The sequence below is a fragment of the Amnibacterium sp. CER49 genome (genome assembly GCF_029846255.1).
Classification (GTDB): Bacteria; Actinomycetota; Actinomycetes; order Actinomycetales; family Microbacteriaceae; genus Amnibacterium.
On record NZ_JARVWQ010000001.1, the window covers coordinates 1915571 to 1941738 of the forward strand.

Annotated in this window: 29 protein-coding genes and 1 tRNA gene; 18 read left to right on the forward strand and 12 right to left on the reverse strand. The window is 74.2% G+C overall.

Translation table 11 applies throughout. The features are described from left to right. The first annotated feature begins 74 nt into the window (after nt 1-74). The 4 genes from QDR37_RS09390 (at nt 75) to QDR37_RS09405 (ending at nt 3776) form a co-directional block, all read left to right on the forward strand. On the forward strand, nt 75-758 hold the full coding sequence (locus QDR37_RS09390) for a pyridoxamine 5'-phosphate oxidase family protein (protein WP_279713378.1): 684 nt from the start codon (nt 75-77) through the stop codon (nt 756-758). A gap of 69 nt (nt 759-827) precedes the next feature. Then, entirely contained in the window at nt 828-1130 is a 303-nt protein-coding gene (locus QDR37_RS09395; RefSeq protein WP_279713379.1) for a putative quinol monooxygenase, read from the forward strand. Between the two features lie 7 nt (nt 1131-1137). Beyond that, on the forward strand, nt 1138-2100 hold the full coding sequence (locus QDR37_RS09400) for an LLM class flavin-dependent oxidoreductase (protein ID WP_279713381.1): 963 nt from the start codon (nt 1138-1140) through the stop codon (nt 2098-2100). Beyond that, the gene (locus QDR37_RS09405; protein WP_279713382.1) at nt 2100-3776 is read left to right on the forward strand and encodes an FAD-binding dehydrogenase; all 1677 of its coding nucleotides are present in this window, start codon (nt 2100-2102) and stop codon (nt 3774-3776) included. Before QDR37_RS09400 ends, QDR37_RS09405 begins: the two co-directional genes overlap by 1 nt. A gap of 6 nt (nt 3777-3782) precedes the next feature. Here the strand turns inward: QDR37_RS09405 and QDR37_RS09410 are convergent, their stop codons facing one another. Then, a complete protein-coding gene (locus QDR37_RS09410; protein WP_279713383.1) occupies nt 3783-5744 on the reverse strand; it encodes a potassium transporter Kup in 1962 nt (653 codons plus the stop codon). A 230-nt stretch (nt 5745-5974) separates the two neighbouring features. Between QDR37_RS09410 and tal the strand changes: the two genes are divergently transcribed. After that, nucleotides 5975-7150, forward strand: a complete 1176-nt coding sequence (gene tal / locus QDR37_RS09415) for a transaldolase (RefSeq protein ID WP_279713384.1) — start codon at nt 5975-5977, stop codon at nt 7148-7150. Next, entirely contained in the window at nt 7147-7761 is a 615-nt protein-coding gene (ribA, locus tag QDR37_RS09420; RefSeq protein WP_279713385.1) for a GTP cyclohydrolase II, read from the forward strand. Before tal ends, ribA begins: the two co-directional genes overlap by 4 nt. 10 nt (nt 7762-7771) lie before the next feature. Here the strand turns inward: ribA and QDR37_RS09425 are convergent, their stop codons facing one another. Next, nucleotides 7772-8062, reverse strand: a complete 291-nt coding sequence (locus tag QDR37_RS09425) for a hypothetical protein (RefSeq protein ID WP_279713386.1) — start codon at nt 8060-8062, stop codon at nt 7772-7774. 75 nt (nt 8063-8137) lie between these two features. Here QDR37_RS09425 and QDR37_RS09430 point away from each other — a divergent pair, with 75 nt between their 5' ends. Both QDR37_RS09430 and QDR37_RS09435 read left to right on the forward strand, forming a co-directional pair. Further along, nucleotides 8138-8758, forward strand: a complete 621-nt coding sequence (locus QDR37_RS09430) for a tetratricopeptide repeat protein (protein WP_279713387.1) — start codon at nt 8138-8140, stop codon at nt 8756-8758. A gap of 177 nt (nt 8759-8935) precedes the next feature. Next, nucleotides 8936-9190 carry a hypothetical protein gene (locus QDR37_RS09435; RefSeq protein ID WP_279713388.1) on the forward strand — a complete coding sequence of 85 codons (255 nt, stop codon included), beginning with the start codon at nt 8936-8938 and terminating at the stop codon, nt 9188-9190. Between the two features lie 90 nt (nt 9191-9280). Here the strand turns inward: QDR37_RS09435 and QDR37_RS09440 are convergent, their stop codons facing one another. Continuing rightward, nucleotides 9281-9952: a hypothetical protein gene (locus QDR37_RS09440; protein ID WP_279713389.1), complete on the reverse strand. Its 672-nt coding sequence runs from the start codon at nt 9950-9952 to the stop codon at nt 9281-9283. 101 nt (nt 9953-10053) lie between these two features. Here QDR37_RS09440 and QDR37_RS09445 point away from each other — a divergent pair, with 101 nt between their 5' ends. Together QDR37_RS09445 and QDR37_RS09450 are read left to right on the forward strand one after the other, a co-directional pair. Then, nucleotides 10054-10278, forward strand: a complete 225-nt coding sequence (locus QDR37_RS09445; RefSeq protein ID WP_279713390.1) for a D-alanyl-D-alanine carboxypeptidase family protein — start codon at nt 10054-10056, stop codon at nt 10276-10278. 111 nt (nt 10279-10389) lie between these two features. Beyond that, nucleotides 10390-10581 (forward strand): hypothetical protein, encoded by a 192-nt coding sequence (locus tag QDR37_RS09450; protein ID WP_279713391.1) that lies wholly within the window; start codon nt 10390-10392, stop codon nt 10579-10581. 70 nt (nt 10582-10651) lie between these two features. Here QDR37_RS09450 and QDR37_RS09455 read toward each other — a convergent pair whose 3' ends face one another. The 4 genes from QDR37_RS09455 to QDR37_RS09470 all read right to left on the reverse strand — a co-directional run bounded on the left by QDR37_RS09455 (nt 10652) and on the right by QDR37_RS09470 (nt 13416). Beyond that, a complete protein-coding gene (locus tag QDR37_RS09455; RefSeq protein ID WP_279713392.1) occupies nt 10652-11590 on the reverse strand; it encodes a M56 family metallopeptidase in 939 nt (312 codons plus the stop codon). Further along, on the reverse strand, nt 11590-11988 hold the full coding sequence (locus QDR37_RS09460; protein ID WP_279713393.1) for a BlaI/MecI/CopY family transcriptional regulator: 399 nt from the start codon (nt 11986-11988) through the stop codon (nt 11590-11592). The genes QDR37_RS09455 and QDR37_RS09460 overlap by 1 nt, the downstream gene beginning before the upstream one ends. 190 nt (nt 11989-12178) lie before the next feature. Continuing rightward, the gene (locus QDR37_RS09465; protein WP_279713394.1) at nt 12179-12895 is read right to left on the reverse strand and encodes a phosphatase PAP2 family protein; all 717 of its coding nucleotides are present in this window, start codon (nt 12893-12895) and stop codon (nt 12179-12181) included. A gap of 233 nt (nt 12896-13128) precedes the next feature. Further along, the gene (locus QDR37_RS09470; RefSeq protein WP_279713395.1) at nt 13129-13416 is read right to left on the reverse strand and encodes a hypothetical protein; all 288 of its coding nucleotides are present in this window, start codon (nt 13414-13416) and stop codon (nt 13129-13131) included. Between the two features lie 343 nt (nt 13417-13759). On the opposite strand from QDR37_RS09470, the gene QDR37_RS09475 reads away from it, so the two are divergent. Further along, nucleotides 13760-15193 carry an MFS transporter gene (locus QDR37_RS09475; RefSeq protein ID WP_279713396.1) on the forward strand — a complete coding sequence of 478 codons (1434 nt, stop codon included), beginning with the start codon at nt 13760-13762 and terminating at the stop codon, nt 15191-15193. A gap of 229 nt (nt 15194-15422) precedes the next feature. On the opposite strand, the gene QDR37_RS09480 is transcribed toward QDR37_RS09475, so the two are convergent. After that, nucleotides 15423-15494 (reverse strand) — tRNA-Arg (locus QDR37_RS09480). Nucleotides 15495-15543: 49 nt separating this feature from the next. Here QDR37_RS09480 and QDR37_RS09485 point away from each other — a divergent pair. Further along, entirely contained in the window at nt 15544-15903 is a 360-nt protein-coding gene (locus tag QDR37_RS09485) for a DUF4440 domain-containing protein (RefSeq protein ID WP_279713397.1), read from the forward strand. Here the strand turns inward: QDR37_RS09485 and QDR37_RS09490 are convergent. Next, nucleotides 15900-16550 (reverse strand): helix-turn-helix transcriptional regulator, encoded by a 651-nt coding sequence (locus QDR37_RS09490; RefSeq protein ID WP_279713398.1) that lies wholly within the window; start codon nt 16548-16550, stop codon nt 15900-15902. The genes QDR37_RS09485 and QDR37_RS09490 overlap by 4 nt on opposite strands. Before the next feature lie 198 nt (nt 16551-16748). Here QDR37_RS09490 and QDR37_RS09495 point away from each other — a divergent pair, with 198 nt between their 5' ends. The 3 genes from QDR37_RS09495 (at nt 16749) to QDR37_RS09505 (ending at nt 21920) form a co-directional block, all read left to right on the forward strand. Further along, nucleotides 16749-17831: a ScyD/ScyE family protein gene (locus QDR37_RS09495; protein ID WP_279713399.1), complete on the forward strand. Its 1083-nt coding sequence runs from the start codon at nt 16749-16751 to the stop codon at nt 17829-17831. A gap of 154 nt (nt 17832-17985) precedes the next feature. After that, nucleotides 17986-21753 (forward strand): AAA family ATPase, encoded by a 3768-nt coding sequence (locus tag QDR37_RS09500; RefSeq protein WP_279713400.1) that lies wholly within the window; start codon nt 17986-17988, stop codon nt 21751-21753. Between the two features lie 23 nt (nt 21754-21776). Next, nucleotides 21777-21920, forward strand: a complete 144-nt coding sequence (locus tag QDR37_RS09505) for a hypothetical protein (RefSeq protein ID WP_279713401.1) — start codon at nt 21777-21779, stop codon at nt 21918-21920. A gap of 69 nt (nt 21921-21989) precedes the next feature. On the opposite strand, the gene mscL is transcribed toward QDR37_RS09505, so the two are convergent. Genes mscL through QDR37_RS09520 form a run of 3 tightly spaced genes read right to left on the reverse strand, consistent with a single transcriptional unit; the run spans nt 21990 to nt 23416 of the window. Next, on the reverse strand, nt 21990-22457 hold the full coding sequence (gene mscL / locus QDR37_RS09510) for a large conductance mechanosensitive channel protein MscL (RefSeq protein WP_279713402.1): 468 nt from the start codon (nt 22455-22457) through the stop codon (nt 21990-21992). Nucleotides 22458-22484: 27 nt separating this feature from the next. Continuing rightward, a complete protein-coding gene (locus QDR37_RS09515) occupies nt 22485-22802 on the reverse strand; it encodes an FmdB family zinc ribbon protein (RefSeq protein WP_279713403.1) in 318 nt (105 codons plus the stop codon). 2 nt (nt 22803-22804) lie between these two features. Further along, nucleotides 22805-23416: a 5-formyltetrahydrofolate cyclo-ligase gene (locus QDR37_RS09520; RefSeq protein WP_279713404.1), complete on the reverse strand. Its 612-nt coding sequence runs from the start codon at nt 23414-23416 to the stop codon at nt 22805-22807. Nucleotides 23417-23456: 40 nt separating this feature from the next. On the opposite strand from QDR37_RS09520, the gene galU reads away from it, so the two are divergent. The 3 genes from galU (at nt 23457) to QDR37_RS09535 (ending at nt 26146) form a co-directional block, all read left to right on the forward strand. Continuing rightward, nucleotides 23457-24353: a UTP--glucose-1-phosphate uridylyltransferase GalU gene (galU, locus tag QDR37_RS09525; RefSeq protein ID WP_279713406.1), complete on the forward strand. Its 897-nt coding sequence runs from the start codon at nt 23457-23459 to the stop codon at nt 24351-24353. 14 nt (nt 24354-24367) lie between these two features. Beyond that, a complete protein-coding gene (locus QDR37_RS09530; protein WP_279713407.1) occupies nt 24368-25009 on the forward strand; it encodes a GNAT family protein in 642 nt (213 codons plus the stop codon). 234 nt (nt 25010-25243) lie between these two features. After that, nucleotides 25244-26146 carry a hypothetical protein gene (locus QDR37_RS09535; protein ID WP_279713408.1) on the forward strand — a complete coding sequence of 301 codons (903 nt, stop codon included), beginning with the start codon at nt 25244-25246 and terminating at the stop codon, nt 26144-26146. Nucleotides 26147-26168 lie beyond the last annotated feature (22 nt).

The following is a 26168-nucleotide window of genomic DNA, read 5'->3' on the forward strand; positions in this document are numbered from 1 at the left end:
GCCGCACCTCGTCGACGACGTGCGCTCACGCCGGGCTCGCGGCGCGACCGCGCCGTCCACGGCATCCTGACGGGGTGGAACCAGTGCCCGTCACCGATCGCACCCGCGTCACCCGGCTCGCCGACCGGCAGGTCGTCGATCGGCAGGTGCTGCACGACGTGCTCGACGCCGGGCTCGTCGCGCACGTCGCCGTCGTCCGCGACGGGGTGCCGATCGTGCTGCCGGTCGGGTACGCCCGCGACGGCGAGTCGGTGCTGCTGCACGGCTCGACGGGCGGGGGCCTCCTGCGTGCCGCGGCCTCCGGGGTGCCCGTGGCCGTCACGGTCACGCTGCTCGACGGCCTCGTCTACGCCCGCTCGCTGTTCGACTCGTCGATGAACTACCGCAGCGTGATGGTGCTCGGGACGGCCGTGGCCGTCCCCGACGCGCTGAAGGAGGAGGCGCTGCGGCGGCTGTCCGAGCACCTGATGCCGGGCCGGTGGGACGAGGTGCGACCGCCCACGCGCCGCGAGCTCGCCGCCACCGTGGTGCTGCGGGTGCCGCTCGACGAGGTCAGCGTGAAGGTGCGGGCCACGGGCGCCTCGACCGAGCCGGACGACGGCGAGGACCGCGCGGTGTGGGCAGGCGTCGTGCCGCTCACCCTCGCGACGCTCGAGCCCGTGGCCTCCGCGGACGCACCGCGCGGCGTCCCGGTGCCCGCGAGCGTCGCGGCCGCCGCCTCGCGCTTCGAGGCGCTCCGCCCGGAGCTGCACGCCTGACCGGTGGGAGAGGGCACGGGCGGCCGGCGGACAGCGGCACCGCGGCGCCCGGACCGGGAGAATGGATCCGTGACGTGGGGCAACATGGGCACCCTGACCGTGCGACCGGACGACCGCGAGCGGCTCATCGAGATCCTCACGCGGCCGAAGCCCGAGCTCGCGGAGTGCGGCTGCCTCGTCTACGAGGTGGGCCGCAACGAGGACTACCCCGACCGGGTCTACGTGCTCGAGGTGTGGGTGTCGCCCGAGGCGCACCGCGACTCGCTCGGCCGGCCGGGCGTGCTGGCCGCGATGCGCGAGGCGCTCCCGCTGCTGTCGGGCGACATGATCAGCCTGAAGTTCGACATCGCGGGCTCGCCGCTCGACCTCTGACGCCATCGTGGCCACCGTCTCGCTGTTCTGCTACGCCGACGCCGCGCTCACCGGTCCGGTCGGCGGGCTCTACCGCGACATCGCGGACCAGGCGGCGCTCGCCGACTCCGCCGGGTACGCGCGGTTCTGGCTGACCGAGCAGCACCTCTCGGCCCGCGGTCGCGTGCCCGACTCGCTCCAGGCGCTCGCGTTCCTCGCCGCTCGAACCGCGCGGATCCGCCTGGCCACGGGCGTGCTGCCCGCGGCGGTGCACGACCCGGTGCTCGCGGTCGAGTCCGTGCTGCAGCTCGATGCGCTCTCCGGCGGCCGCGTCGACCTCGGCATCGGCAGCGGCTCCGAGGCGGGGCCGATCCTCGACGTGCTCGGGGTCGGCGAGCACGAGCCGGCTGAGCGGACGGCCGACCTCTACGCGCTGCTCGCCAAGGTGGCCCCCGGGGTCGTGCCGGAGCTGGACGGCCGGGCGCTCGAGCTCGATCCGCCGCCGGCCGGACCGCTGATCGAGCGGGTCTGGACCGCCGCAGGGCGGCACGCGCTCGAGCTGGCGGAGCGCTACGGCACCGGTCTGCTGCTGCCGCGGCCGATGCCGCTGCCCGCACGCGTCGAGCTGGCGCGCGCGTACCGCGCCGTCGTGCCCGACGGCCGCGTCGCGCACTTCGCCGCGGGCTTCGTCGCCGGCTCGGCGGCGGAGACCCGGCGTCTCGCCGCGCCGTTCGTGCAGGACTACGCCCGGCGGTACCTCGGCGTCGAGGCCGGCGGTCCGGACACGGCCGCCTTCGCCGACGCGGCCGAGCGGCTCGAGCTGCTGCTCGGCGAGGCGCCCGTCGTCGCCGAGGCGATCCGCGCGCGACTGAAGGACTTCGACGCGGCCGACGAGGTCGCGATCCAGCTCGCCGGTCCGGGTGTCGCGGGCGGCGACGTGCTCGACGCCATCGAGCGTCTCGCGCCCGAGCTGCCCGGGCTCGCCGCCTGATGGACGCCGACGTCCTCGTGGTCGGCGGCGGGCTCGCCGGCCTCGTCGCCGCCGACGAGCTGCTGCGGGCCGGCCGCCGCGTGACGATCGTCGAGCAGGAGAGCGCCGCGAACCTCGGCGGCCAGGCCTGGTGGTCGTTCGGCGGGATCTTCCTCGTCGACACCCCGCAGCAGCGCCGCTTCGGCATCCGGGACTCGTTCGACCTCGCCTGGCAGGACTGGCGCGGCAGCGCGGCCTGGGACCGGCTCGAGGGCGAGCACCCCGAGGACCTGCACGCGCAGCGGTGGGGTCGCGCGTTCGTCGAGTTCGCCGCGGGCGACGCCCGCCCCTGGCTCGAGGCGCGCGGTGTGCGCTTCACGCCGATCGTCGGCTGGGCCGAACGGGGGAGCGGCAGCGCCGGGGGCCACGGCAACTCCGTGCCCCGCTTCCACGTGCCGTGGGGCACCGGCACCGGCGTCTCCGAGCCCTTCGCCGACCGCATCCGCGCCGCCGCGAGCGACGGGCGGCTCGCGCTCCGCTTCCGGCACCGCGTCGACGGCCTCGTCCGCGAGGGCGGCGCGGTGACAGGCGTCCACGGGACCGTGCTCGCTCCGGACGACGCGCCCCGCGGCGCCCCGACCAACCGGACGGTGCTCGACGAGTTCGCGCTGACCGCGCGCGCCGTCGTGATCGCCACCGGCGGCATCGGCGCCGACCACGACCAGGTGCGCCGGCTCTGGCCCACCCGCCTCGGCACGCCCCCTGCCCGGATGCTCACCGGCGTGCCCGCATCGGTCGACGGACGGATGCTCGACATCGCCGAGCGCGCCGGTGTGCGGCTCGTGAACCGCGACCGCATGTGGCACTACACCGAGGGCATCGAGAACCACTCGCCGGTCTGGCCGGGGCACGGCATCCGCATCCTTCCCGGGCCCTCGAGCCTCTGGTTCGACGCGCTCGGCCGGCGCCTGCCGTTCCCCGCGACACCCGGGCACGACACGCTCGGCACGCTCCGGGTCCTGCGCACGACACCTGAGCTGCAGCCCTACGACCACTCCTGGTTCGTCACGACGCAGCGGGTCCTCGAGAAGGAGTTCGCGCTCTCGGGCTCGGAGCAGAACCCCGACCTCACCGGGGGCAGCCGGCGCGAGGTGCTCCGCACCCGGCTCGGCCGGGGCGCGCCGCCCGCCCTCGAGACGTTCCTGCGCCGCGGCAGCGACTTCGTCGTCGCGTGGACGCTCCACGAGCTCGTCGCGGGGATGAACGCCCTCGTCGGCGAACCGCTGCTCGACGCGGCCGCCATCGAGCGGCAGATGCGCGAGCGCGACGCCGAGCTCGCGAACCCCTACACGAAGGACCTGCAGGTGATGAGCATCCGCAACGGCCGCCGGGCGCTGTCGGACCGCCTGCTCCGCGTCGCGAAGCCGCACCGGGTCCTCGACCCGGCAGCCGGCCCGCTCGTCGCGGTCCGGCTGCGGGTGATCACGCGGAAGACCCTCGGCGGCATCCAGACCGACCTCGACGGCCGGGCGCTCGACGCCGACGGACGGCCGGTCCCCGGCCTCTTCGCCGCCGGCGAGGCGGCCGGGTTCGGCGGAGGCGGCGCCCACGGCTACAACGCGCTCGAGGGCACCTTCCTCGGTGGCTGCCTCTTCACCGGCCGCGTCGTCGGCCGCGCGCTCGCCCGCGACCTCTGAGGCCGGTCAGATCTCGACGTCGCTGCCCATCGTCACGGTGCGGGTGGAGGGGAGGCGGAACCGGCCGGCCGGGTCGGCCGCGTTGTGCGCGAGGCCGACGAAGAGCGCCTTGCGCCACGCGACCATGCCGTGGTGCGGGATCGTGCGGATCGCGCCGCGGGAGATGAAGTACGACACCTGCTCGAGCTGCTCGGGGGTCAGGTTGATCGCGCCCGCCGCGCTCGCGGCCTGCAGGGCGCGCGGCACGTCCGGCGCCTCCGAGAAGCCGAACCGGATCGTGAGGTGGTCGATGCCGTCGTCGGAGTAGCCGAGGTCGTCGTAGGTGAACGCCTTCTCGGGCGGCGCGAACGGCACCCGCAGCACGATGACGGAGATGATGATCACGTGCTCGTGGAGCACGTGGTTGTGCTCCACGTTCGCGCGGAGCGCCAGCGGGGTGGTGTCGCGGTTCGGGTGCGGGAACACGGCGACGCCCGGCACCCGGGGCAGGCGCTTCGCGCGCACCGCCTCGACGAACTGCTCGAGCGACCCCTCCTTGTCGCGCCGGTCGTCCGACACGAGCTGGCGGCCGCGCCGCCAGGTGGTCATCACGATGAGGATCAGCACCGCGATGAGCAGCGGCACCCACCCGCCGTGGAGGATCTTCGAGAGGTTGCCGGCGAGGAACGTGAGCTCGAGGCCGCCGAACGCCAGCGCGGCGAGCGCGATCTTCCACGGCTTCCAGTGCCACAGCTTCGGCGCGACCATGAGCAGCAGGGCGGTGTCGACGACGAGGGCGCCCGTCACCGAGACGCCGTAGGCGGTGGCGAGACGGCTCGACGACTGGAACGTGAGCGCGACGGCGAGCACGCCGAGGAAGAGCAGGGCGTTCACGACCGGCAGGTAGATCTGGCCGCTCTCGCGCTGCGAGGTCTGCTTGATGGTGAGCGGTGGCAGCAGGCCGAGCTGCACCGCCTGCCGCGAGAGGGAGAACGCGCCCGAGATGACCGCCTGGCTCGCGATGATCGTCGCCGCGGTGGCGAGCACGACGACGGGGATGCGCGCCCAGTCGGGGAACAGCAGGAAGAACGGGTTCGCGACGGCCTTCGGGGAGCTCAGGATCAGCGACGCCTGCCCGAGGTAGTTCAGCGTGAGCGCCGGGAAGACGAGGTAGAACCAGGCGCGCCGGATCGGCGAGCGGCCGAAGTGGCCCATGTCGGCGTAGAGCGCCTCGGCGCCCGTGATGGTGAGCACGACGGCACCCATCGCCACGAACGCGATGTACGGGTGGGCGAAGATGAAGGCGATCGCGTACGTGGGCAGCAGCCCCTGCAGCACCGCGGGGTGCTGCACGACCATCACGAGCCCGGCCGCCGCGAGCACGGCGAACCAGAGCACCATGACGGGCCCGAAGAGGTTGCCGACCCGGCCGGTGCCGAAGCGCTGGATCGCGAACAGCCCGGTCAGGATGACCGCGGCGATCGGCACCACGAGGTGCGAGACCGCGGGCGCGGAGACCTCGATGCCCTCGACCGCGGAGAGCACCGAGATCGCGGGCGTGATGATCGAGTCGCCGTAGAAGAGCGCGACGCCGATCACGCCGACCACGATGAGGACACCGGCCCGCTTGCCGGCGCCGGTGTAGAGGCGCTGGGCGAGAGCCGCGAGGGCCATGACGCCGCCCTCGCCGTTGTTGTCCGCGCGCATGAGCACCGCGAGGTACTTGATCGACACGATGATCGTGACGCTCCAGAACATGAGCGAGATGACGCCGTACACGTCCCCCTGGGTCGCCTTGACGGCGCCGTTGTCGATCGTGAAGACGGTCTGCAGCGCGTAGAGCGGGCTCGTGCCGATGTCGCCGAAGACGACGCCGAGGGCGGCGAGCGCGACGGCGACGGCACCGTTGTGCCCGTGCCCGCCCGACTCGGCGGGGGCGTCGGCGGCGCCGGGGGCGGCCGTCCCGTCGGACTCGACCGGGAGGGTCATCGGCTTCCGTTCCTTCCCACCGGGCGGTTCGACCCGGGCGTGCGGTTCGTTCGTCGTCGCGGGCTCGCGGCGTGCAGAGGCACCCGGCGAGGGTATGCCAGGTGCGGCTCGCGTGCGCACACGGGCACGGCCGTCCGGACGTCCGGTGCGCACTTCTATTGCTAGTACTCTTGACTTTAGAAGCGCACCGACCTACCGTCGGGCCACCTGCAACGGCGAAGGAGCAGCGGATGACCGGCGCGGACGTGCGGCTCGACCTCGGCGGAGGACCCGCCCGGCCGAGGGGCGCGGTGCCCCCGGCGATCCGCGCGTTCGTGGAGGCGGGGATGAGCATCTGGCTCGACGACCTGAGCCGCGACCGCATCCGCAGCGGCGACCTGCCCCGCCTCGTCGAGGAGCGGCTCGTCTCCGGCATCACCACGAACCCGACGATCTTCGCCGCCGCGGTCAGCGGGACCGACGCCTACGACGAGCAGCTGGCGGAGCTGGCCCGCAGCGGCGCGAGCCCCGAGGAGGCGGCGTTCGCCGTCACCACCGATGACGTCGCAGCGGCCGCCGACGTGCTCGCTCCGCTGCATGCGGCCACCGGCGGCCGGGACGGCTGGGTGTCGATCGAGGTGGGCGCGTCGGCCGCTCACGACAGCGCCGCGACCCTCGACGAGGCCCGGCGGCTCGCGGCGGCCGTCGCCCGGTCGAACGTGTTCGTCAAGATCCCGGCGACCCGTGCCGGGCTGCCCGCGATCACCGGCGCGCTTGCCGAGGGGATCCCCGTGAACGTCACGCTCGTGTTCTCGCTGCAGCGGTACCGCGAGGTGCTCGACGGCTTCCTCGCAGGTCTCGAGCAGGCGCTCGAGCAGGGGCGCGACCTCGGGGCCATCCGCTCGGTCGCGTCCTTCTTCGTGTCGCGCGTCGACAGCGCCGTCGACGCGCGGCTCCAGGCCCTCGGCTCGTCGGCGGCGCTCGCCCTGCGCGGGCGCGTCGCCGTCGCCGGCTGCCGGATCGCCGCGGCGATCCACGCCGAGACGTTCGCGTCGCCGCGGGCGCAGCGGCTGCTCGCCGCCGGCGCCACGCCGCAGCGGCTGCTCTGGGCCTCGACCGGCGTCAAGGACGAGGCGATGCGCGACACCCGCTACCTCGAGGAGCTCGTGCTGCCCGGAGCGATCAGCACGATGCCCGCGGCGACCCTCGAGGCGCTCGTCGACCACGGCCGGATCACAGGCGACACGGTGACCGGGCGGGCGGCGCAGGCGCGGGACGTGCTCGAGCGCCTCGCGGAGGCGGGGGTGTCGCTCGACGAGATCACCGCCGAGCTCGAGCGGGACGGCGTCGCGCGGTTCGCCCGCTCCGGCGAGGAGCTGCTCGCCACGGTGGCGTCGGCCCTCGAGCGCCCCGACGGCGCGGCATGAGCGCCGTGCTGCCGGCTCACGCGATCGACGGGCGCGTGCGCTTCGCCGTCGAGACCACCATCCCGACCGCCCATGGCCCGCTGCGGGTGCGCGGCTACCGCGACCTCGTCACGCGTGCCGAGCACCTCGCGCTCGTCGTCGACCCGATCGGCCCGGTGCCGGTCGTCCGGGTGCACTCGGAGTGCCTCACCGGCGAGGTCCTCGCCTCGGCGAAGTGCGAGTGCGGCCCTCAGCTCGATGCCGCGATCCGCACCGTCGTCGCGCAGGGCGGCGCGGTCGTGTACCTGCGGGGACACGAGGGCCGCGGCATCGGCCTGCTGAACAAGCTCCGCGCCTACCGGCTGCAGCAGGACGGGCTCGACACCGTCGACGCGAACACCGCGCTCGGCCTGCCGGTCGACGCCCGCGACTACGGCGCCGCGGCCGCGGTGCTGCGCGACCTGGGGATCGAGCGCGTCCGGCTGCTCACGAACAACCCGGACAAGCTCGCGCAGCTCGAGGCGGCGGGGATCCGGATCGCGGAGCGACTGCCGCTCGTGCTCGAGAGCGGTGGCCCGAGCGACGACTACCTCGAGACGAAGCGGCGCCGCCTCGGCCACCTGCTCGGCTGAGCGGGCCTGGTCACCGGAGCCCTCGGTGCTCGCGCCAGCGCGTCGCCGCCTGATCGGCGGCCGCGCCGACGAGGGCGACGAGCTCCGGCCGGTCGGGCACCCGGAAGGCGACGTAGGCCCCGCGGCCGCCCGCCGTCGGGCGCCCGTACGCCTTCACCGCGAGGTGCCCGTCGGGCAGCATGCGCACGTTCAGCGTCGTGAGCTCGAACTCCTCGCCGCGGCGGACGTCCCGCCACCGCAGCGCCTCGGGCACCGTCACGTTGATCGCGAGGGCGCTCACCTCGACCGTGTCGTCCGTCATCCGGCCATCGTCGCCCCAGCACCACGATCCGTGGTCTGCTGGAGGTCCCACCCGTCCGGCAGCGAGAGGAGTCCCGTGCAGATCGACGACGACCGCTTCGACGAGGTGCTCGCGCACGCGAACCTGCTCGCCGACGCGGGCCGGCACGACGAGGCCGTGCCGCTCTTCCGGGCGCTCGTCGACGCGGGCGCGGCGCCGTTGAACCTGAACCTCGGGCTCAGCCTGCTCGAGCAGGGCGACCTCGAGGCCGCGCGGCGGGCCTTCGCGGCCGGCGCCGCGGCGGGCAGCGACGACTGCCGGTACGAGCTGGCCCAGATCCTCGAGCACGACGGCGACGTCGCCGCCGCAGAGGCGATCTACACCGAGCTCGCCGCGCACGGTGATCCGGAGAGCACCTTCGCGCTCGCGGTCGTGCATGCGAACCGCGGCGAGATCCTCGAGGCGGTGCTGCTGCTCGAGCCGCTCGCGCAGCGCGACGACGAGGTCGGCGAGCACGCCTCCGCGACGCTCGGCATCCTGCGCTTCGAGACCGGCGACGACGACGCCGCCGAGCCGCTGCTCCGCCGGGGATGGACCCACAGCGGCGCCGCCCTCGCCCGGCTGCTCGAGCTGCTCGAACGGCGGGGGAGCACCGCCGAGGCCGAGGTGTTCCGCCGCGCTGCCCGCGCGAACGGGGTCGTGCCCGAGCCGCGCTGACCGCGGCTCGGGCGCTCGTCCTGCGGGCGACCTCGGGAGCCCTCGCTCGGCTCCGCCCGTGACGTGGCTCGAGCCCGATCCCCAGCAGGACGAGCGCGATCGGCAGGCGCGGTCCGCCGAGGCGCCGAGGGTCTCGCCCGCGCCGCCTTCGCCCGTGGCGACGGCTTCTTCCAGCCGATGATGCCGGCGGGCGGGCTCGCCGGGGAGCCGTCGCTGCTGGGCTCGTCGGAGAACCGGATCGAGGGCGCCGGCGACCCCCACGTGCTCGCGCTCGTCGAGCGGGAGGGCTGGCACCTCGAGCACGTCGGATACGTGTTCGTCGAGACCGGCGCGACCACCACGAACCGGATGTTCAACACCGGTCAGGGCGTCGTGACGCGGGGCGTCGTGCAGGGCGTGTACCTGTTCCGGCGCGCCGAGCCGACGACGTAGACCTCACCGCGACGACGTCGGGCCCCGGAGACGACGGAGGAGGGCCGCCCGCGATGCGGACGACCCTCCTCCGGGATGGTGCGGCTGCGCTCAGTCGTTGCCGTTGGACGAGTCGCCGGACGAGTCCGTCGAGTCCGAGCCGTCGTGGCCGTGCTGGCCGTCGTGGCCCGACACCGTCACGCTGACGTCGGTCGAGTCGCCCTGGTCGCCGCCCTGCTGGTCGGTCGAGTCGCCCTGCTGGTCGCTCGAGTCGCCGCCCTGCTGGTCGGTCGAGTCGCCCTGCTGGTCGTCGGCGTGCTTCAGCTCGCCGAGGTGCTTGCCGTGGTCCTTGTGCTGGCCCTGGTCGTCGCCGCTCTCGGTCGAGTCGGACTGCTGCGGCGCGGGCTGCGTCGCCTCCGTCGGCGCCGGGGCGGCCGAATCGGTCGGCTCCGGCGACGCGGTGTCGCTCGGCTGCGGGGCCGCGGTCTCGGTCGGCTCGGGCGACGCGGACTCGGTCGGCGCCGGGTCGACGGTCTCGGTCGGCTCGGGCGAGGCCGACTCGGTCGGGTCGGCGCTCGCGGTGGGCGCGTCAGTGGCGGCCGTGTCGGCCGGCTGCGCGGTCTCGGTCGGCGCGGGCGCGCCGATCAGGACGTGGGCGCTGCTCTGCAGGTCGGACGGCAGCACGCCCGCGTAGGCGGCAGCACTGGTGCCGCCGACGGCGATCAGCCCGGCGGACATCGCGAAGACCGCTTTTCCCGCGAGCAGAGATGTGAACAGAGACATGAATTCCTCCCCCAAGGAATGTTGTGGCCAGGATTTCGGCCGGAGAAGCAGACGATATGGAATCTCTGGGAGAAAGGCGAGTATTCGCCCCAGCACTGGGGGTGAGTCGCTCCATCGACGACCCGCACGCGCGGTGCGAGCTCGACACCTGCATGGCGGACACCGACGAGGGGGAGCGGCTCGCGGCGAACGCGTGGCGGCACGGCTTCCTGCTCGGCCACCCCGCGGATCGGGAGCACATCACCGGCATCGCCGTCGAGCCGTGGCACGTCCGCCTCGTGGGGACCGCGCTCGCCGCCGAGCTGCACCGCACCGGCAACACGTGAGGCGACGCGCCGCCGGGCGCCGGTCTACGCAGTCCGGAGGTGGCGTCCCTCTTCCGCCCTAGGTTGGGTCCACGGCCGCCGAGAGCCGGCTCGGGCGGAGGGAGCGGTGCCATGCGATTCGGGACCGTTCCGCTCGCGTTCGCGGTGCTGTCGACCATCGTGCTGATCGGGGTCGGCGTGCTGCTCTCCATCGGGCGGCGCTGGAAGTTCGAGGTCCGCGCGCTCGTGGTGCTGACCGTCATCTGCGGTGCCGGTGGCGTCTTCATCGCCGGGGTGCAGATGATCTCGATCATGGCGAGCTAGCCCTCGAGGATCGCGAGCGCCGTCGGGGGCAGGATCCGAGGTGCGGGTCCCGCGTCCACGGCGTGCGGTGCTAGTGCAGCAGGCCCACCATCAGGAACAGCGCGTGCAGGTCGCGAGCACCTTCTGCGGCGCAGCCCACTGCGACGAGCAGCCCGACGACCGCGAGGAGCAGCGCGGCCGGGTGCGAGCGGACCGGGGGAGCGAGGAGTGCGGCGACCCGGCGGGGCACCGGACCGCCCTGGCCCGCGGCAGACGCCGCACCGGCGATGCCGAGCGACGCGATCGGGGCGGCACTCGAGCGGCCGTCCCGGGCCAGGGCGGCCTTCGCGATCGCGACAGCCGTGCGCCGGCGGTCACCGGTCACGTCGGCGGCCAGCTCGTCGGCCCAGCGCTCGACGGCGTACTCGACGGTGCGCTGGAGGGGGCGCAGGAAGGGGTTGGCGGCGGCGGCGCAGCGGGTGACGCCGACGAACGCGACGTGCCAGCGCTGGAGGTGCGCGCGCTCGTGCGCGATGAGCGCGACCCGCTCCTCGGGGCGCAAGGCCTCGAGCATCGCGCGGGAGACGACGATCCGTCCGGGCAGGCCCGGGACCGCGTAGGCGTCGCACGACCCGTCGTCGAGCACGACGACCTGACCGGGGGCGTCGAGCCCCGCGGCGCGATCCATGACGTCGAGGAGGGCCACGAGCCGGCGCGCCCCGGCGTGAAGACCGTTCCCCACGGCGGCGGCGAGCAGGACCGCCGCGAGCGCGCCGAGGGAGAGGCTCGCCGGGTCCTCGTGCTGCACGAGCCGGATCGGGTAGCCCTTCATCGCCGCGAGCGCGGGCAGCTGCGCGAGACCGGCGGCGGCGAGGAGCCCGAGCGCGCCGAGGCTCGCGACGGCGAGCACGAGCGCGGCGGCGGTGACCATCCACGCCGCGGTCCGGGGACGCAGGTGCTCGGCGATCGGCCGGGCGGCGACCGCGGCGACGAGCGGCATCGCGATCGGGAGGTAGACGGCGAAGCGCATCAGCGCCGCCCCGTCTCGTCGGGGGCGGATTCGACCAGGCGGCGGAGCAGGGCGGCGTCGCCGGCCGGCAGATCGCCGACGAAGTGCGCCAGCACCGACTCGCGGTCCGGGCCGTGGTCGAGCAGGCTGCGCAGGCGCCGGGCGGTGAGCCGAGCCTCGTCCGTGACGGCGAGGTAGGCGTAGGAGCGCCCTGTCCTCACCCGGTCGAGCAGTCCCTTCTCCTGGAGTCGCGACAGCACGGTCACGACCGTCGTGTAGGCGAGGGCGCCGTCGCCCTCCTCGTTCAGCCAGGTGCGCACCTCGGCGGGGGTGCGCGGCCCCTCGGACTCCTGCAGGAAGCCGAGCACCGAGGCCTCGAGCGAGCCGTGCCGCCTACGCATCCGTTGCTCGTCGCTCATGTCGTCCCCTCCTGCCCGGGCGAGCGTAGCCGCGTCCCCTCCCGCATCCGGGCGAAGCCCTATGGGAGGGACCTGCGCACCCGGCTCAGGAGGTCGAGGATGTGCTCGCGTCGCGTCGTGCGCGCAGCCGCGACGGGGGGCGCTCGTCGGCTCCCGGCCCGCTCCTCGCCGGAGTCGTCGTCGTACGGGCTCAGGATCGGGCGCCGATCGGCTCCGGGGCCGGGTCGCGCAGCAGCCGCGTGGCGGCGCGTCGGACGGGGCGGAGGTCGGTGAAGGCGCGTACGAGCAGCGCGGCGGTCGCGACGGTGAGCCAGCTGCCCAGCACGTCGGTGGGGTAGTGGTCGCCGAGGTACACGCGGCTCGCGCCCACCGCCGCGGCGAACACGACGGCGAGCGCGGTGACCACGAGGCGTGCTCGGGGCAGCCCCCGCAGCACGACGAGCGCGACGAGGATCGTGATGCACGCCGTCGTGTCATGGCCGCTCGGGAAGCTGGCGGCGGAGTCGGGCTTCAGGAGCTCGAGCGTCGCGGGCGGCCTGGTCCGGCCGATCAGCGACTTCAGGACGATCCCGAGCACCCAGGCGGTGCCGGCGGCCGCCACCAGCCGGGCCGCGTCCCAGCGGCGGCGGCGGAGGACGAGCACGACGACGGCGAGGAGCAGCACCCCGATCCCGACCACCTCGGATGCGGCGTCGGTGAGCGCCAGGGCGAGCTGAGTGCCGTGCGGCGAGCGGAGGGCCTCGGCGCGGACGTCGACGCGGAGATCGTGCCGCGTCACGAACGCCGTCTTCGCGAGCAGGCCGAGGCCGACGACCGCCAGCAGGCAGATCAGGGCGAGCAGGGCTTCGACGGTGGGGGTGAGCATCCGTCGCGCCCACGGGCGGAAGGGGATCGCCGATGCCGCCATGCCGTCTCCTCGCGCGCTCCGGGGTCCTGAAGCGTCGCGGGTCCGTGCGGCCGCGGCGCGAGGATCGCCTACAGCGATTGTAGAAACAACGGAGTCGGTCGTTCCTGAACGGCGAGGTGCGCGGCAGCGCGTCGAGGTGTGCGCCGGCGTCCACGGTCATGGGCTCGACCCGGATCGCGGCGCCGCCGGCAGCGAGCGGGCGGCGCTGCGGGCTCGGACCCGAGCCGCAGGGCTCAGCGGAGCCGTGGCCACGCCACCGGGCGCGGGGGAAGACGCAGCCCCTGGGGCACGGCCGCCGCACGCAGGGGCCGCAGCCCGGCGAAGCACGCGGAGCGGCAGTCGGTCACCGGATCCCCGCGCAGCGCGACCAGCGCAGGGAGGCCGTCGTGGCTCGCCTGCCGCAGGGCCGCGTCGATGCCGGCCCCGGCCGACGTGCCGGGAGCGCAGCCGCTGGTCGTGCCGACCAGGGCGGCGAGCAGCGCGATCCCCGCCGCCCGCTGCACGAGTGGGTGCTCGTCCATCGCATCGCTCCCGTCCGGGTGCTCGACCCGTCCTCGTGCCGCGCCAGCGGTGGCGGAGCGCCGCGGCGGGTGCTCCGGCCGCCTGTGAGGACGACGGTCCTCCGACGCCGCGGCGCCGGAAGAGGAGAAGGGCTCAGGCGAACGACGCCGTTCCTTCCCCGGGCGTCCCCGCGCGGTCGAGGGCGCCGCTCGGCGGATGAGGATCTGCAGCCGGCGACCAGCCGCGCCTCCGGTGCGCCCCCTCTCGAGCGCCGAGCGGAGCGCTGCGGAGGGTGTCCTCGACGTCGCGTTCCGCGCGTCGTACTGCGAGGGCCGGAGTGCGGCCCGCACGGAAGGAGCCCGCATGCCCGAGTTCGCGCTGTCGTCGGACGGCACTCCCATCGCGTACGACACGGTCGTCGTCGCCGGGGGAGGACGCCGTCGTGGCCTCCTGCTGACGCTCTGCGGGGCCTTCTTCCTCGACGTGCTCGGGTCGACGAGCGTCTTCGCGGCGTCGCCCGCGATCGGCGGCGCGATGCGACTCGACGCGACGGCGCTGCAGTGGCTGTTCACGGCGGCGACGCTGCCCGGGGGAGCGGTCCTGCTCGTCGGCGGGAACCTCGCCGACCGGTACGGGGGACGGCGGACGTTCCTGCTCGGCCTCGCCGCGTTCACGCTCGGGTCGCTCGGCTGCGCGGTGACCGGCTCCTACGCGGTCCTGCTCGCCTGCCGGGTGGTCCAGGGCGTCGCGGCCGGCGTCTTCGTCCCCGCGTCGCTCGCGGTGCTGCTCGCCACCTTCACCGACGGGACGGAGCGGACGAAGGCGCTCGCGGTCTGGTCGACGGTCAGCGGGGTCGGGGCGACGGCCGGACTGCTGCTCGGCGGGGTGCTGAGCGGTGTGATCGGGTGGCGGTGGGTGTTCCTCATCAACGTGCCCGGCGGTCTGCTGCTCGGGCTCGCCGCCGCGACCCTGCTCCCGCGGACGCCCCGCCGCGGGCGGGAGCCGCTGGACGTCGCAGGCCTCCTGACCTTCACGCTCGGCGCGGCCGCCGTCATCGACGGCCTCAGCGAGATCCCCGAGCAGGGGCTCACCGCGGCTCCGCTCGCGACCTCGGGGCTCGGTGTCGCATCGCTCGTCGCGTTCGTGCTCGTGGAGCGCAGCACGGCTGCGCCCGCGCTGCCGTTCCGGCTGCTGCGGCAGCCTCGCGTGGCCGGCGGGTTGGTCGCGCTCGGCGCCGCGGGTCTCACCGTCGACGGCCTGCTGTTCGCTCTCACCCTGCTGACCCAGCGGCAGCTCGGGTGGAACGCCCTCGGCTTCGCCGCGGCGGCCGCGGTGATGACCGTGACCTCGGTGGGATCGTCGTGGCTCGCCGGCCGGCTCGTGCCGCGGCTCGGCGCACCCGCGCTCGCCGCGATCGGGCTCCTCGCCCTCGGCGCGGCGGGCGTCTGCTTCGCCGCGACGGCCATGGGCGCCCCGACCCTGCTGCTCGCGCCCGGGCTCGTCCTGTTCGGGGTCGGCATGGGGCCCGCCTACGTCGGCGGGTCGAACGCGTCGCTGCTCGCCGTTCCGCCGGCGGACGCCGGGGCCGCCGGCGCCCTGCAGAACATCGCCTTCACGGCCGGCTCCGTCGTCGGCGTCGCGCTCTACGCGACGGGCATCGCGGCGGCGTCCGCTCTCCCCGCGGCCCTGCGATACGTGCCGTCGTTCGCGTGCGGCGCCGTCCTGATGCTGATCGTCGCGGCGTCGCTGACACTCACCACGTCACGGCCGGGCACGCGGGGCTCGGCCGCCTCGTGACCACGGATCTGCGGGTGAATGCCGCCCACGCAGGGCTCGAGCCGTCGGCTGCGGCGGCTCCTCGAGCAGCGGATCGGGCCCTCCGCCCCTGGAGGGACTCCATCCCTGTCGCACGGCCGTCACGCCGCTGGGGGGCGCGCCGGTACCGGCTCCAGGGGCGCACCCGAGGGCTCCGCGAAGGCCACCCACCGGCACGCCGAGTCGCCGCCCTCCGGTCAGCCACTCGTCGTGCCCCTGGAGGGACTCGAACCCCCAACCGTTTCCTTAGGACGGAACTGCTCTTCCATTGAGCTACAGAGGCGTGCGCCGGGTTCCGACAGTGTAGAGGAGCGGGACGAGAGGGGATCGGGATGGACGCCGACGACGAGCGCGAGATCGGCCGGCTCGAGGAGGGGATGTGGCGGTCCGCGACCCGCTTCGACCGGGAGTGGATGCGGGCCGCGCTGACGCCCGACTTCCTCGAGCTCGGCAGGTCCGGCCGCACCTACGACCTCGCCGCGACGCTCGGCGCCGAGGCCGAGCCGTTCACCGCGACGCTGCCGCTCCCCGGGTACCGGCTGTCCGCCCTCGCCGAGGACGTCGTGCTCGCCGTCTACGTCAGCGAGGTCGCCGCAGGCGGCGAGGTGCTGCGCGCCAACCGCAGCTCGATCTGGGTGCGCGGCACCACCGGGTGGCGGCTCCGCTTCCACCAGGGCACGCCGGTGGCCTAGACCTGCACCATCCCGGCGCTCCGCGCCCACTTCGCCGCCGCCTCGGCGCGGCTGCGCGCGCCGAGCTTCGCGCGGATGTTCTCCACGTGCTTCTCGACCGTGCGCGGCTCGATCACCAGCGTCGTCGCGATGTCGCGGTTCGTGCGGCCATCGGCGACGAGGGCGAGCACCTCCTGCTCGCGCACCGTCAGGGAGGGGAGCGAGCGGTGCGATGCTGAGTCCGCCGCGCGCAGCCGGACGTGGTCGAACGCGGCGCCGAGGTGCGGCTGCAGCAGGTCGGCGACGACCCGGTCGCGCCGGGCGAACCGGGAGCGCACCCGCAGCAGCACGAAGCCGAGCACCCGGGAACCGGTGGCGATGCTGAGCGCGAGCCGGTGCTCCGGTGACGGCACCGGTTCGAGCGGCGGCGACGCGGTGCGGGGACCGGGGGCGCCGCGCAGCAGCGCCGCGAACTCGTCGCGCTCCACCTCGATGCCCCCGCGGACGAGGTCACCCCAGTCGGCGTGCTCGTAGGGGATGAGTGAGCCGAGGTCCGTGGCCAGCACCGTGATGAACGATCGCGGCGTGGGAGCGGCGTGCAGCCGCAGCGCGAGATCGAGCACGGAATGGTAGTCGACCGGCGCGACCTCGTCGTCGAGAATGCGCATTCGAACGCCTCCACGGCGCGGTCCGCTCCCGCGCCGAGCGCACCGTACTCCCGGCGGAGTGCGGCTGTCTCCCCAGTTTCCGGGGGCATCTGCGTGTTTCTACGTATGGCGATCCGCCCCGTGCCCGGTCGACGCTGAGGGGACCCGGATGGACGCCGAGCGCGGGTCCATCCATCCATGCCCCATCGGAGGAGCACCATGTCTGTTCGGAAAGCCCTGGCCGTCGCAGCGGCCGCGGGACTGGGGATCGCGGTCGCGACCGGGGCCGGTGGCGCCAGCGCCGCGACCCCGCAGCTGAAGGTCACCAAGGTCCTCTCGAGCGCCTACGTGGCGCCGCTGCAGTTCGCCGTGAGGGGCAGCCAGGTCTACGTCGCCGACTCCGCGATGTCGACCCTCACCGAGATCCACAACCCGAAGCACGTGATCGCCCGGGGCGGCACACCGACGTCGAACCCCGAGGCGAGCGGCGACCTCGCCGGCGTGGCCGCATCCGACGAGGCGGTCGCCTACACGCAGAGCACCGGCGACCACAAGGACACCCGGCTGACCGTGCTGCAGGACGGCCACGTGAAGCTGCGGGTGTCGCTGTCGACGTTCGAGGCGCAGCACAACCCGGACCACCGCAACACCTACGGCGCCGTCGGATCGGTGAACGCCAAGTGCTCCGCGGAGCTCACGAAGGGCACCGGAAGCGTGCGGTACCGCGGGAAGGTGGACTCGCACCCCTACGCGGTCGCGGCTCTCGATCACGACGCCTGGCTGGTCGCGGACGCGGGCGGCAACGACATCCTCAAGGTGGACCGCCACGGCGCCATCTCGGTCGTCGCGGTGCTGCCGCCGCAGACGCTGCACGTGACGGCGGATCTTGCGAAGGCGCTCGGCGCGCCGGACTGCGCGGGCATCGACTACCGCACGGAGCCCGTGCCGACCGATGTGGAGACGGGCCCCGGCGGCATCTACGTGTCGACGCTGCCCGGCGGTCCGGAGGCTCCCGGCGTGCCGGCGCGTGGCAGCGTCTGGCGCATCCACGACTGCCACCTCACCCGCCTCGCGACCGGCTTCGCGCTCGCGACGAACATCGCGGTGGCGGGCAACGGCGACGTCTACGTCGCGCAGCTCGGCGCAGGCGCCATCGCGAAGGTGCACGAGGGCCGCGTCTCGACCGCGGCGATGATCCCCGGCGTCGTCGGCGTCGAGTGGGCGAACAACCACCTGTACGCCTCGACTGCGCCGGCCGTCACCGGCGGCAAGGCGCCGGGGCAGATCCTGCTCCTCGGGTAGGCCCGATCCAGCACGGTGCGGCCCGCGATGACCCGTCAGTCTCGCGGGCCGCATCCGTGCGCCCGCCACGCCACGCCGGGCGCCCGGGGAACGATCGGACGCTCACCGGCGCGTCACCCGGACGGGGGACGCCCGGTGCCTACAGTGGCTACTCGTGTGGCGTGCCGAGGACCTCTCCGCGGAGGACGAGCAGTCGACCCGCACCGACCCCGTGAAGGTGCCGGTGACGGGGCCGACCTCCGCGGTCACGGGCCCGCACGCCGTCACGGTGGGTGACGCCCGCTTCCAGCCCGTGAACATCGCCGCCCCCTCGTGGGAGCGGTGGCGCGACGAGCTCGAGCGGATCGGCGGCACCTCGCCGCTCATCCACTTCGAGGACACCCCGCGCACCCGCATCGAGCTGTCCACGACGCACCCGTCGGGGCTCGCGCAGTTCATCACCGGCAAGACGACGCTCCTGTCGAACCTGATCCGTGAGGACATCGCCTTCCGCACCGCGAGCGCGGCCGCCTCGACGCTCACCGCGAAGGCGGTCGAGCTCGCCGCGACCCGCGGGATCGACTCGATGCACCTCGCGATCGGCCTCGCCGAATGGCGGTTCGAGAAGCAGGAGTTCCGCGGCCCGGTCCTGCTGCGGCCCCTCGCGATCCGACGCTACGGCCGCGACTTCGAGCTGCGCCTGAAGGGCGCGCTCACCCTGAACCCCGGGCTCGTCCGCGCGATGGAGGAGCAGTACGGGATCGTGCTCGACCCCGCTGCCTTCGTCGCCCTCGCCCTGCAGGCCGGTGCCTTCAAGCCGCAGCCGGTCATCGACCGCCTCCGTGAGCTCACCGCGCACCTGCAGCGGTTCAGCGTGCAGCCCCGGCTGCTCATCTCCTCCTTCGCGGAGGTCGGCCCCGCGCTGCTCGCCGACGCCGAGCACCTGGGCCACCCGGTCCTCGACGCGGTAGCGGGCAACCCCGCGGCGATCGAACGGCTCACGCACGGCGTCGAGCGGGTCGAGGTGCTCGGCCAGGACGAGAGGCCTCCGACGTTCGACACCGCCGTGCTCGACGCCGATCCGGAGCAGGAGCAGATCGTCGCGCAGATCGCGGCGGGCGACACGCTCGCCGTCCACACGCTGCCCGGCACCGGGGCGACGCAGACCATCGTGAACGCGCTCGGCGCGCTCGTCGCGAAGCACAGGCGGGTGCTCGTCGTGAGCCCCCGGCACGCGACGCTCCGCGGCGTGGCCACGCGGCTCGCCGACGTGGGCCTCGGCGGCCTCGCGGTGTCGCCGAGGACGCTGCGCCGCGACCTGATCGCCTCGATCTCCCGCAACGAGAAGGCCGCCCAGCCCGAGACCGGTGAGGTCGACGAGGCCCTCGTGCGCCTGCGCTCCGTGCTGCTCGACTACCGCTCGGCGCTCACCCGCCGGGACCCGCAGCTGCGCGTCAGCGTGCTCGACGCGCTCGGCGAGCTGTCGCGCCTCGCGCTGCTGCCTGAGCCGCCCGCCACCACCGCCCGGCTCTCGACCCGCGCGGTCGAGGCGCTCGCCATCGACCGCGCGTCGGTCGCCGCCGCGCTGCAGCGGGCCGCGGCGCTCGGCGAGTTCCGCTACGGCCCCGGCGACTCGCCCTGGTACGGCGCGATGTTCTCCACGGCGGACGCCGCCGCCACCGCGCACCGGCTCGCGAAGCGCCTCTCCCAGGCCGACGTGCCGCGGCTGCTCGAGCGCGCGAACGCCCTGCTCGCCTCGACGCGGCTCCGCCCGTTCACCACCCTCGCCGAGCTCGGCATCTACCTGCGGCTGCTGCTCGACATCCGCGAGACGCTCGACAAGTTCGTGCCCGCGGTGTTCGACCGCTCGCTCGGCGAGCTCATCGTCGCCACCGGGCCGCGCCGCGACGCCCGCGAGATGTCGAGCGTCAACCGGCGCCGCCTCAAGAAGCTCGCCCGGGAGTACGTGCGCCCCGGCGTGCACATCGCGGACCTCAACGACTGGCTCGTGCGCGTGCAGCAGCAGCGGGTGCTCCACCAGCGCTTCGTCACGGGCGGCGTCACGCCCGATGTGCCCGCCGGCATCACGGACCTCTGGACGGACTACCAGCGCGCCGCGTCCGAGCTCACCTCGCTCGACGAGCCGCTCGGCACGGCGAACACGCCCGACTCGCTGCTGCAGATGCCGATCGACTTCCTGCCCGAGCGGCTCGCCGCGCTCGCCGCGGACTCCGAGGTGCTCCACAACCTGCAGGACCGCACCCAGCTCGTCGCCGAGCTGCGCGACCTCGACCTCGCGCCGCTGCTCGAGGACCTCGCCGGGCGGCACGTCGCGCCCGAGCAGGTCGCCGTCGAGCTCGAGCTCGCCTGGTGGAAGAGCGTGCTCGAGCGGATGCTCGCCGACGACCCGGCGCTCCTCGGCGCGAACACGACCGTGCTCGACCGGCTCGAGCAGGACTTCCGGCTCGTCGACGAGGCGCACCAGAAGTCGAACGGGAAGCGGCTCGCCTGGCAGCTCGCCGACGCGTGGCGGCTCGGCGTCACCGACTGGCCGGGGGAGGCCGAGGCGCTGCGGCAGCTGCTGCAGGCGAAGATCGACGACCCGGTCGTGCTCCACCGCGAGGCGCCGCACCTGCTCAAGCTGCTCGCCCCGGTGTGGCTCGCCTCGCCGTACGAGGTGCACGAGCTCGGCGACGCGATCCCGTTCGACACCGTCTTCGTGGTCGACGCCGCCGCGCTGTCGGTCGCCGAGGGCATCGGCGCGGTCCGCCGTGCGAAGCAGGTCGTCGCGTTCGGCGACCCGGTCACGCAGACGCCGAGCCCGTTCGACATCGCGGTGCGGGAGACCGAGCCGCCGCGCGAGACGCAGCGCCGGCTCGACGAGCGCGCGGCCGACTCCGTCTTCTCCCGGCTCGCCGACCTCGTGCCGTCGCTCGAGCTGACGACGAGCTACCGCGCCGGCGGCGAGGACCTCGCGGAGGCCGTGAACCGCCGCTTCTACGAGGGCCGCATCGAGAGCGTGCCGTGGGCGGGCACGTTCCTCGGCCACGGCAGCCTCGTGCTCGACTACGTCGACAACGGCCACGGCCTGCCCGACGCCGAGACCGGCACCGTCGAGGCGGTGGAGCCCGAGGTGCAGCGCGTCGTCGACCGCGTCATCGAGCACGCGCAGCACCGGCCGCGCGAGTCGCTCATGGTGATCTCCGGCAGCGCGAAGCACGCGGTGCGGGTGCAGCAGGCGGTGCTGAAGGCGCTCGTGCGGCGTGGCGACCTCATGGACTTCTTCGTGCGCGACCAGCCCGAGCCGTTCATGGCGGTCACCCTCGCCGAGGCGGTGGGACACAGCCGCGACCGCGTGATCTTCAGCGTGGGGTACGGGCGGACGCCCCACGGGCGCGTGCTCGCCTCGCTCGGCCCGCTCGCCCAGCCCGGTGGCGAGCGGCTCCTCGCGGCGGCCGCGACCCGCGCCCGCCGCGGCCTCGCCGTCGTCTCCTGCTTCCGGCCCGAGGACCTCGAGGGCGAGCGGATGCCGCAGGGCGTGCTCGCGCTCCGACGGCTGCTCGCCGACGCCGAGGCGCGCGTCGCCGACACGTCACCCGATGACGAGCGCGACGCGATGCTCGTCGACCTCGCGCGCCGCCTCCGGGTGCTCGGCATGCGCGCCTCGCTCGGCTACCACGGCAAGCTCGCGCTCGTGGCCTCGTACGGCTCCCGCGCGATCACCGTCGAGACCGACGCGACGCTCGGCTCGGGCACCCTGCGGCAGAGCCTGCGCCTCAAGCCCGAGATGCTGAAGCGCCTCGGCTGGCACTACCTCCGTGTGCACAGCTTCGACCTGTTCTCCGACCCCGACGCCGTCGCGCAGCGCATCGCGATCGCCCTCGGGGCGCGCGAGCCGTCGCCGCTCACGAACACGATCCCGATCGTCGAGGTCCGCCCCTGACCGCAGGGCGGCGGCACCGACGGGTGCGGACCCCACCGGCGCCGGGCTCGGACCCGGCGCCGCAGTCGGGCGACGTCGCGGCCGAGGACGAGCCGCGAGCGTGGGGCGATCGCGGCGACGGCAACGACGCGCGCCTGCGCGAGGACGTGCCGCCGCACTGGGGCTGACCGGCCGCGCTGCTCCGGATCCTCGCCGCTCTCCGGCGGCCGCAGCGACACGGATCCGGAGCAGGAGGCTCAGGTCGGCGGGACCGCCGGCCGCGTCGGTGGCTGGGCGTGGTCGCCCTCCGGCGACGGGCGCCCGGCGAGCAGGTCGCGGATCTCGATGAGCAGCTCGGCCTCGGTCGGCGGGGTGTCGGCCGGGGTCGCGGTCGGCTCCTCCTGCTTGCGCTGGAAGGCCCGCTTCATCGCCCAGTTCGCCGGCAGCACGAGGGCGAAGTAGACGACCGCGGCCACGATCACGAAGTTGATCACCGCGCCGAGCACGGCGCCGAACTTGAGCTCCGCCGGTTTGTGCGTGAGCGTCGGGATCGCCACGATGAGCGTCCTGTCGAGGCTGCTCGCGTTGAACAGCGCGCCGATGAGCGGCGTGATGACGTTCGTGACGACCGACGTCACGATCGCGGTGAACGCGGCGCCGATCACGACGGCGACCGCCAGGTCGAGCACGTTGCCGCGCAGCAGGAAGTCCCGGAAGCCCTTCACGGACCCCAGGTCTAGCACCGCGGTGCGTCAGGAGGCGGGAGTGCTCGCCGTCTTCGTGCCGCTGTCGGACTTCGCGGGCGCGGCGGGCGCCGACGTGGGGCTCGTCGACGCGCCGTCGGACTTCGTGGCGGCATCGGCCTTCGCGGCCCCGTCACCCTTCTTCGCGCCCTCGCGGGAGTCGGTGCGGTAGAACCCGGAGCCGTTGAAGGTGACGCCGATGGAGCCGTACTGCTTGCGGAGCGTGCCGCCGCAGGTGGGGCAGACGGTCAGCGCAGCGTCGCTGAACTCCTGGTGCACCTCGAGCGGGGTGCCGCAGTCACGGCACTTGTAGGCGTACACGGGCATGCTCACGTCCTCCGTCGGTGACCGGAACGCGTGGAGAAGTCCACGGTGCGAGTGGGGGTGACCACGCCGTCGAGCGCCTCGTCATGACGCTCGCGGGGCACCTCGTCCACGAATTCGCCGTCGAAGACTACCCCGTAGACGGGCGGGCACCGCTCCATCGAGCCGAGCGTCTTGTCGTAGTAGCCGCGGCCCCAGCCCATGCGCATCCCGGACCTGTCCACGGCGGCGGCCGGTACGACGATCAGGTCGACGTCGTTGATCGCGATCGGCCCGAGCGGCTCGCCGACCGCCTCGGGCACGCCGTACGCGCTGATGAACTCCTCCTCGCCCGGCGTCGCGGTCGTCCAGTCGAGCAGGCCGTCGGCGCGCGAGATCGGGAACAGCACCCGCACGCCCTGCTGCTTCGCCCAGTTGAGGAAGGGGCGCGTGTTCGGCTCGTCGACGGCGGAGAGGTAGCAGGACACGCTGCGCGCGCCGAACCGCTGCACGAGGGCCGTCAGCTGCGCCGTGATGCCCTCGGTCGCGGCGCGGCGCTCCGACTGCGTGAGGGTGCGCCGACGCTCGCGCAGCTCGGCCCGGAGTGCCCTCTTCTGGGACATGGCATCGGCGCTCATACCAGGATCCTAAAAAGGAACGCTCGGTTAGCCTGGCGCCATGGCGCAGCACCACATCACGAAGGCCGTCATCCCGGCCGCGGGACTCGGGACCCGATTCCTCCCCGCGACCAAGGCGATGCCCAAGGAGATGCTGCCCGTCGTCGACAAGCCCGCCATCCAGTACGTGGTCGAGGAGGCCGTCGCCGCCGGTCTGCACGACGTGCTCATGGTCACGGGCCGCAACAAGTACGCGCTCGAGAACCACTTCGACCGGGTGTACGAGCTCGAGGCCACGCTCGAGCGCAAGGGCGACCACGCGAAGCTGCAGCGCGTGCACGAGTCGACGAACATCGCCGACATCCACTACTTCCGCCAGGGCGACCCGATGGGCCTCGGCCACGCGGTGCTCCAGGCGCGCATGCACGTCGGGCACGAGCCGTTCGCGGTGCTCCTCGGCGACGACCTGATCGACTCGCGCGACCCGCTGCTGTCGCGCATGATCGCCGAGCAGACGAAGCGGCGCGCCTCGATCGTCGCGCTGCTCGAGGTGGACCCCGACCAGATCCACCTCTACGGCGCCGCCGCGGTCGAGCCGACCGACGAGGAGGACGTGGTGCGCATCACGGGTCTCGTCGAGAAGCCGTCGAAGGAGAACGCGCCCTCGAACCTCGCGATCATCGGCCGCTACGTGCTGCGCCCCGAGGTGTTCTCGGTGCTCGAGCACACCGAGCCGGGCAAGGGCGGCGAGATCCAGCTCACCGACGCGCTGCAGCGCATGGCGAAGGCGCCGGAGTGGACGGGCGGCGTGTACGGCGTCGTCTTCCGCGGCCGTCGCTACGACACCGGCGACAAGATCGACTACATCAAGGCGATCCTGCAGCTCGCGACCGAGCGCGACGACCTGGGCCCCGAGCTGCGGCCCTGGCTGAAGCAGTTCTCGGCCGGTCTCGACTGAGCGACGAGGCAGCCGTGCCCATCCCCACCTTGGCGAGCGGCGCGATCGCGATCCGGCCCATCCGGCTGCGTGACGCGCGCGCCGTCGAGCGCGAGCTCGTCGAGGGCCGCTCCTGGCTGCGCGAGTGGGAGGCGACGAGCCCGCGCGGCTCCGTGGGCTTCGACACGCGCTCCAGCATCCGCGCGCTGCAGCAGAACGCGCGCAACGGGCAGGGGCTGCCGTTCGTCATCGAGGTCGACGGGCAGGTCGCGGGCCAGCTGAACGTCACGTCGATCTCCTACGGGTCGCTGTCGTCCGCCACCATCGGGTACTGGATCGCGGAGCGCTTCGCGGGCCGGGGCGCCACCCCGACCGCCGTCGCGCTCGCGACCGACCACTGCTTCCAGGCGCTCGGACTGCACCGGATGGAGATCTGCATCCGGCCCGAGAACGCGAAGTCCCTGCGCGTGGTCGAGAAGCTCGGCTTCCGCTACGAGGGGCTCCGCCGGCGCTACATCCACATCAACGGCGCCTGGCGCGACCACTTCTGCTTCGCGCTCGTCACCGAGGAGGTGCCCCAGGGCGTCCTCCGCCGCTGGCGCGAGGGCTCGGTGCCGGTGGACGCCGCGGCGGTGCCGGAGTCCGACCAGGAGCTCGCGCGCAGCCGCTTCCCCTGACCCGCCGCTCCCGCCCGTCCGACCACCGCGTCTAGGTACTTCGCCCTCGTGTAGGTCCGGATCCGCCTTCTGGACCTACGCCCGGGCGGATCACCTACGCGCGGTTCCGCTACGACATGCCGGCGGCCAGGACTGGGGAGTCCCGCGTGCCGGGGACACGCCCGCGTGTCGGCTGGCGCGACACGCGCTCGTGCGCTCCCGGTGCGGAACCCGCGCTGACCGTAGCGTCGTGGTATGGCGGGCGGGTTCGGCGGCGGGGTGATCCTCGCGTTCGCGGCCGTGCTCTGGCTGCTCTACCTGACGCCCGCGTTCGTGCAGCGACGCCGCTACCTGCAGACCGAGCGGACCGCCGTCCGGCTGCAGCAGACGCTCCGCGTGCTCGCGGAGACCACCGAGGTGCCGGACGAGGTCCGGGCCGAGGTGACCGCGCGGAGCATCGCCGACCAGCACCGTGCGCTCCGCGAGGCCGCCCGGCAGGCCGAGAGCGTGTCCCGGCCGCGAGAAGCCGCCGCCGAGCGTGCGCTGCGTCGCCGCAGCCGGCAGCCGCGCGAGCCTCGGCAGCGCGCCCGTGCGGTCTCCGCGCTCGCCGCGGCGCGACTCCGCCGGTCGCGGATGCTCGCTGGCGGCGTGCTGCTCGTCTCGGTCGCCGTCGCCTCCTTCGGCCTGCCGTCCGCGATGTCGGGCGGCACCTGGCTCCCGCTCGTGCTCGGGATCGTCGGGCTGCTCGGCGCGCTCGCGCTCCTGCAGCGTGCCGCGACGGTCGCCGCGGCGCACCGCCTCGTCGACGCCGTCGACCGCACCGTCGTCGTCCCGGAGGCGCAGCGCAGCTTCGTCGACTGGCAGCGCGGCGAGCAGGTGCGGCCGACCTGGACGCCGGTGCCCGTGCCGCGACCGCTCTACCTCGACCGTGAGGAGGCCCGCGGGCCTCGCGAGGATCCGGCCGCCGCGGCCGCCCGGCTCGACGCCGCCGCCCGCCGGTCCGACAGCGCCCTGCGTGCGGCCCAGGGGGCGCCCGAGGTCGTGTCGATCGACACGAGCGGCATCCGCATCGGCTACCCCGCGCCCGGCGTCGTGCACGAGTCGGGTCCGGTGCTCACCGACCTCGACGCGGTGCTGCGCCGTCGCCGCGCCGGCTGACCCCGGCGCATCACGACGTCCC

What these genes read in the sequence shown, in the direction of transcription:
- QDR37_RS09405 (WP_279713382.1), top strand. Translation starts at nt 2,100, where the DNA reads ATGGACGCCGACGTCCTCGTGGTCGGCGGCGGGCTCGCCGGCCTCGTC.
- QDR37_RS09410 (WP_279713383.1), bottom strand. Translation starts at nt 5,744, where the DNA reads ATGACCCTCCCGGTCGAGTCCGACGGGACGGCCGCCCCCGGCGCCGCC.
- tal (WP_279713384.1), top strand. Translation starts at nt 5,975, where the DNA reads ATGACCGGCGCGGACGTGCGGCTCGACCTCGGCGGAGGACCCGCCCGG.
- ribA (WP_279713385.1), top strand. Translation starts at nt 7,147, where the DNA reads ATGAGCGCCGTGCTGCCGGCTCACGCGATCGACGGGCGCGTGCGCTTC.
- QDR37_RS09425 (WP_279713386.1), bottom strand. Translation starts at nt 8,062, where the DNA reads ATGACGGACGACACGGTCGAGGTGAGCGCCCTCGCGATCAACGTGACG.
- QDR37_RS09435 (WP_279713388.1), top strand. Translation starts at nt 8,936, where the DNA reads ATGATGCCGGCGGGCGGGCTCGCCGGGGAGCCGTCGCTGCTGGGCTCG.
- QDR37_RS09440 (WP_279713389.1), bottom strand. Translation starts at nt 9,952, where the DNA reads ATGTCTCTGTTCACATCTCTGCTCGCGGGAAAAGCGGTCTTCGCGATG.
- QDR37_RS09450 (WP_279713391.1), top strand. Translation starts at nt 10,390, where the DNA reads ATGCGATTCGGGACCGTTCCGCTCGCGTTCGCGGTGCTGTCGACCATC.
- QDR37_RS09455 (WP_279713392.1), bottom strand. Translation starts at nt 11,590, where the DNA reads ATGCGCTTCGCCGTCTACCTCCCGATCGCGATGCCGCTCGTCGCCGCG.
- QDR37_RS09460 (WP_279713393.1), bottom strand. Translation starts at nt 11,988, where the DNA reads ATGAGCGACGAGCAACGGATGCGTAGGCGGCACGGCTCGCTCGAGGCC.
- QDR37_RS09465 (WP_279713394.1), bottom strand. Translation starts at nt 12,895, where the DNA reads ATGGCGGCATCGGCGATCCCCTTCCGCCCGTGGGCGCGACGGATGCTC.
- QDR37_RS09470 (WP_279713395.1), bottom strand. Translation starts at nt 13,416, where the DNA reads ATGGACGAGCACCCACTCGTGCAGCGGGCGGCGGGGATCGCGCTGCTC.
- QDR37_RS09475 (WP_279713396.1), top strand. Translation starts at nt 13,760, where the DNA reads ATGCCCGAGTTCGCGCTGTCGTCGGACGGCACTCCCATCGCGTACGAC.
- QDR37_RS09485 (WP_279713397.1), top strand. Translation starts at nt 15,544, where the DNA reads ATGGACGCCGACGACGAGCGCGAGATCGGCCGGCTCGAGGAGGGGATG.
- QDR37_RS09490 (WP_279713398.1), bottom strand. Translation starts at nt 16,550, where the DNA reads ATGCGCATTCTCGACGACGAGGTCGCGCCGGTCGACTACCATTCCGTG.
- QDR37_RS09495 (WP_279713399.1), top strand. Translation starts at nt 16,749, where the DNA reads ATGTCTGTTCGGAAAGCCCTGGCCGTCGCAGCGGCCGCGGGACTGGGG.
- QDR37_RS09515 (WP_279713403.1), bottom strand. Translation starts at nt 22,802, where the DNA reads ATGCCCGTGTACGCCTACAAGTGCCGTGACTGCGGCACCCCGCTCGAG.
- QDR37_RS09520 (WP_279713404.1), bottom strand. Translation starts at nt 23,416, where the DNA reads ATGAGCGCCGATGCCATGTCCCAGAAGAGGGCACTCCGGGCCGAGCTG.
- galU (WP_279713406.1), top strand. Translation starts at nt 23,457, where the DNA reads ATGGCGCAGCACCACATCACGAAGGCCGTCATCCCGGCCGCGGGACTC.
- QDR37_RS09535 (WP_279713408.1), top strand. Translation starts at nt 25,244, where the DNA reads ATGGCGGGCGGGTTCGGCGGCGGGGTGATCCTCGCGTTCGCGGCCGTG.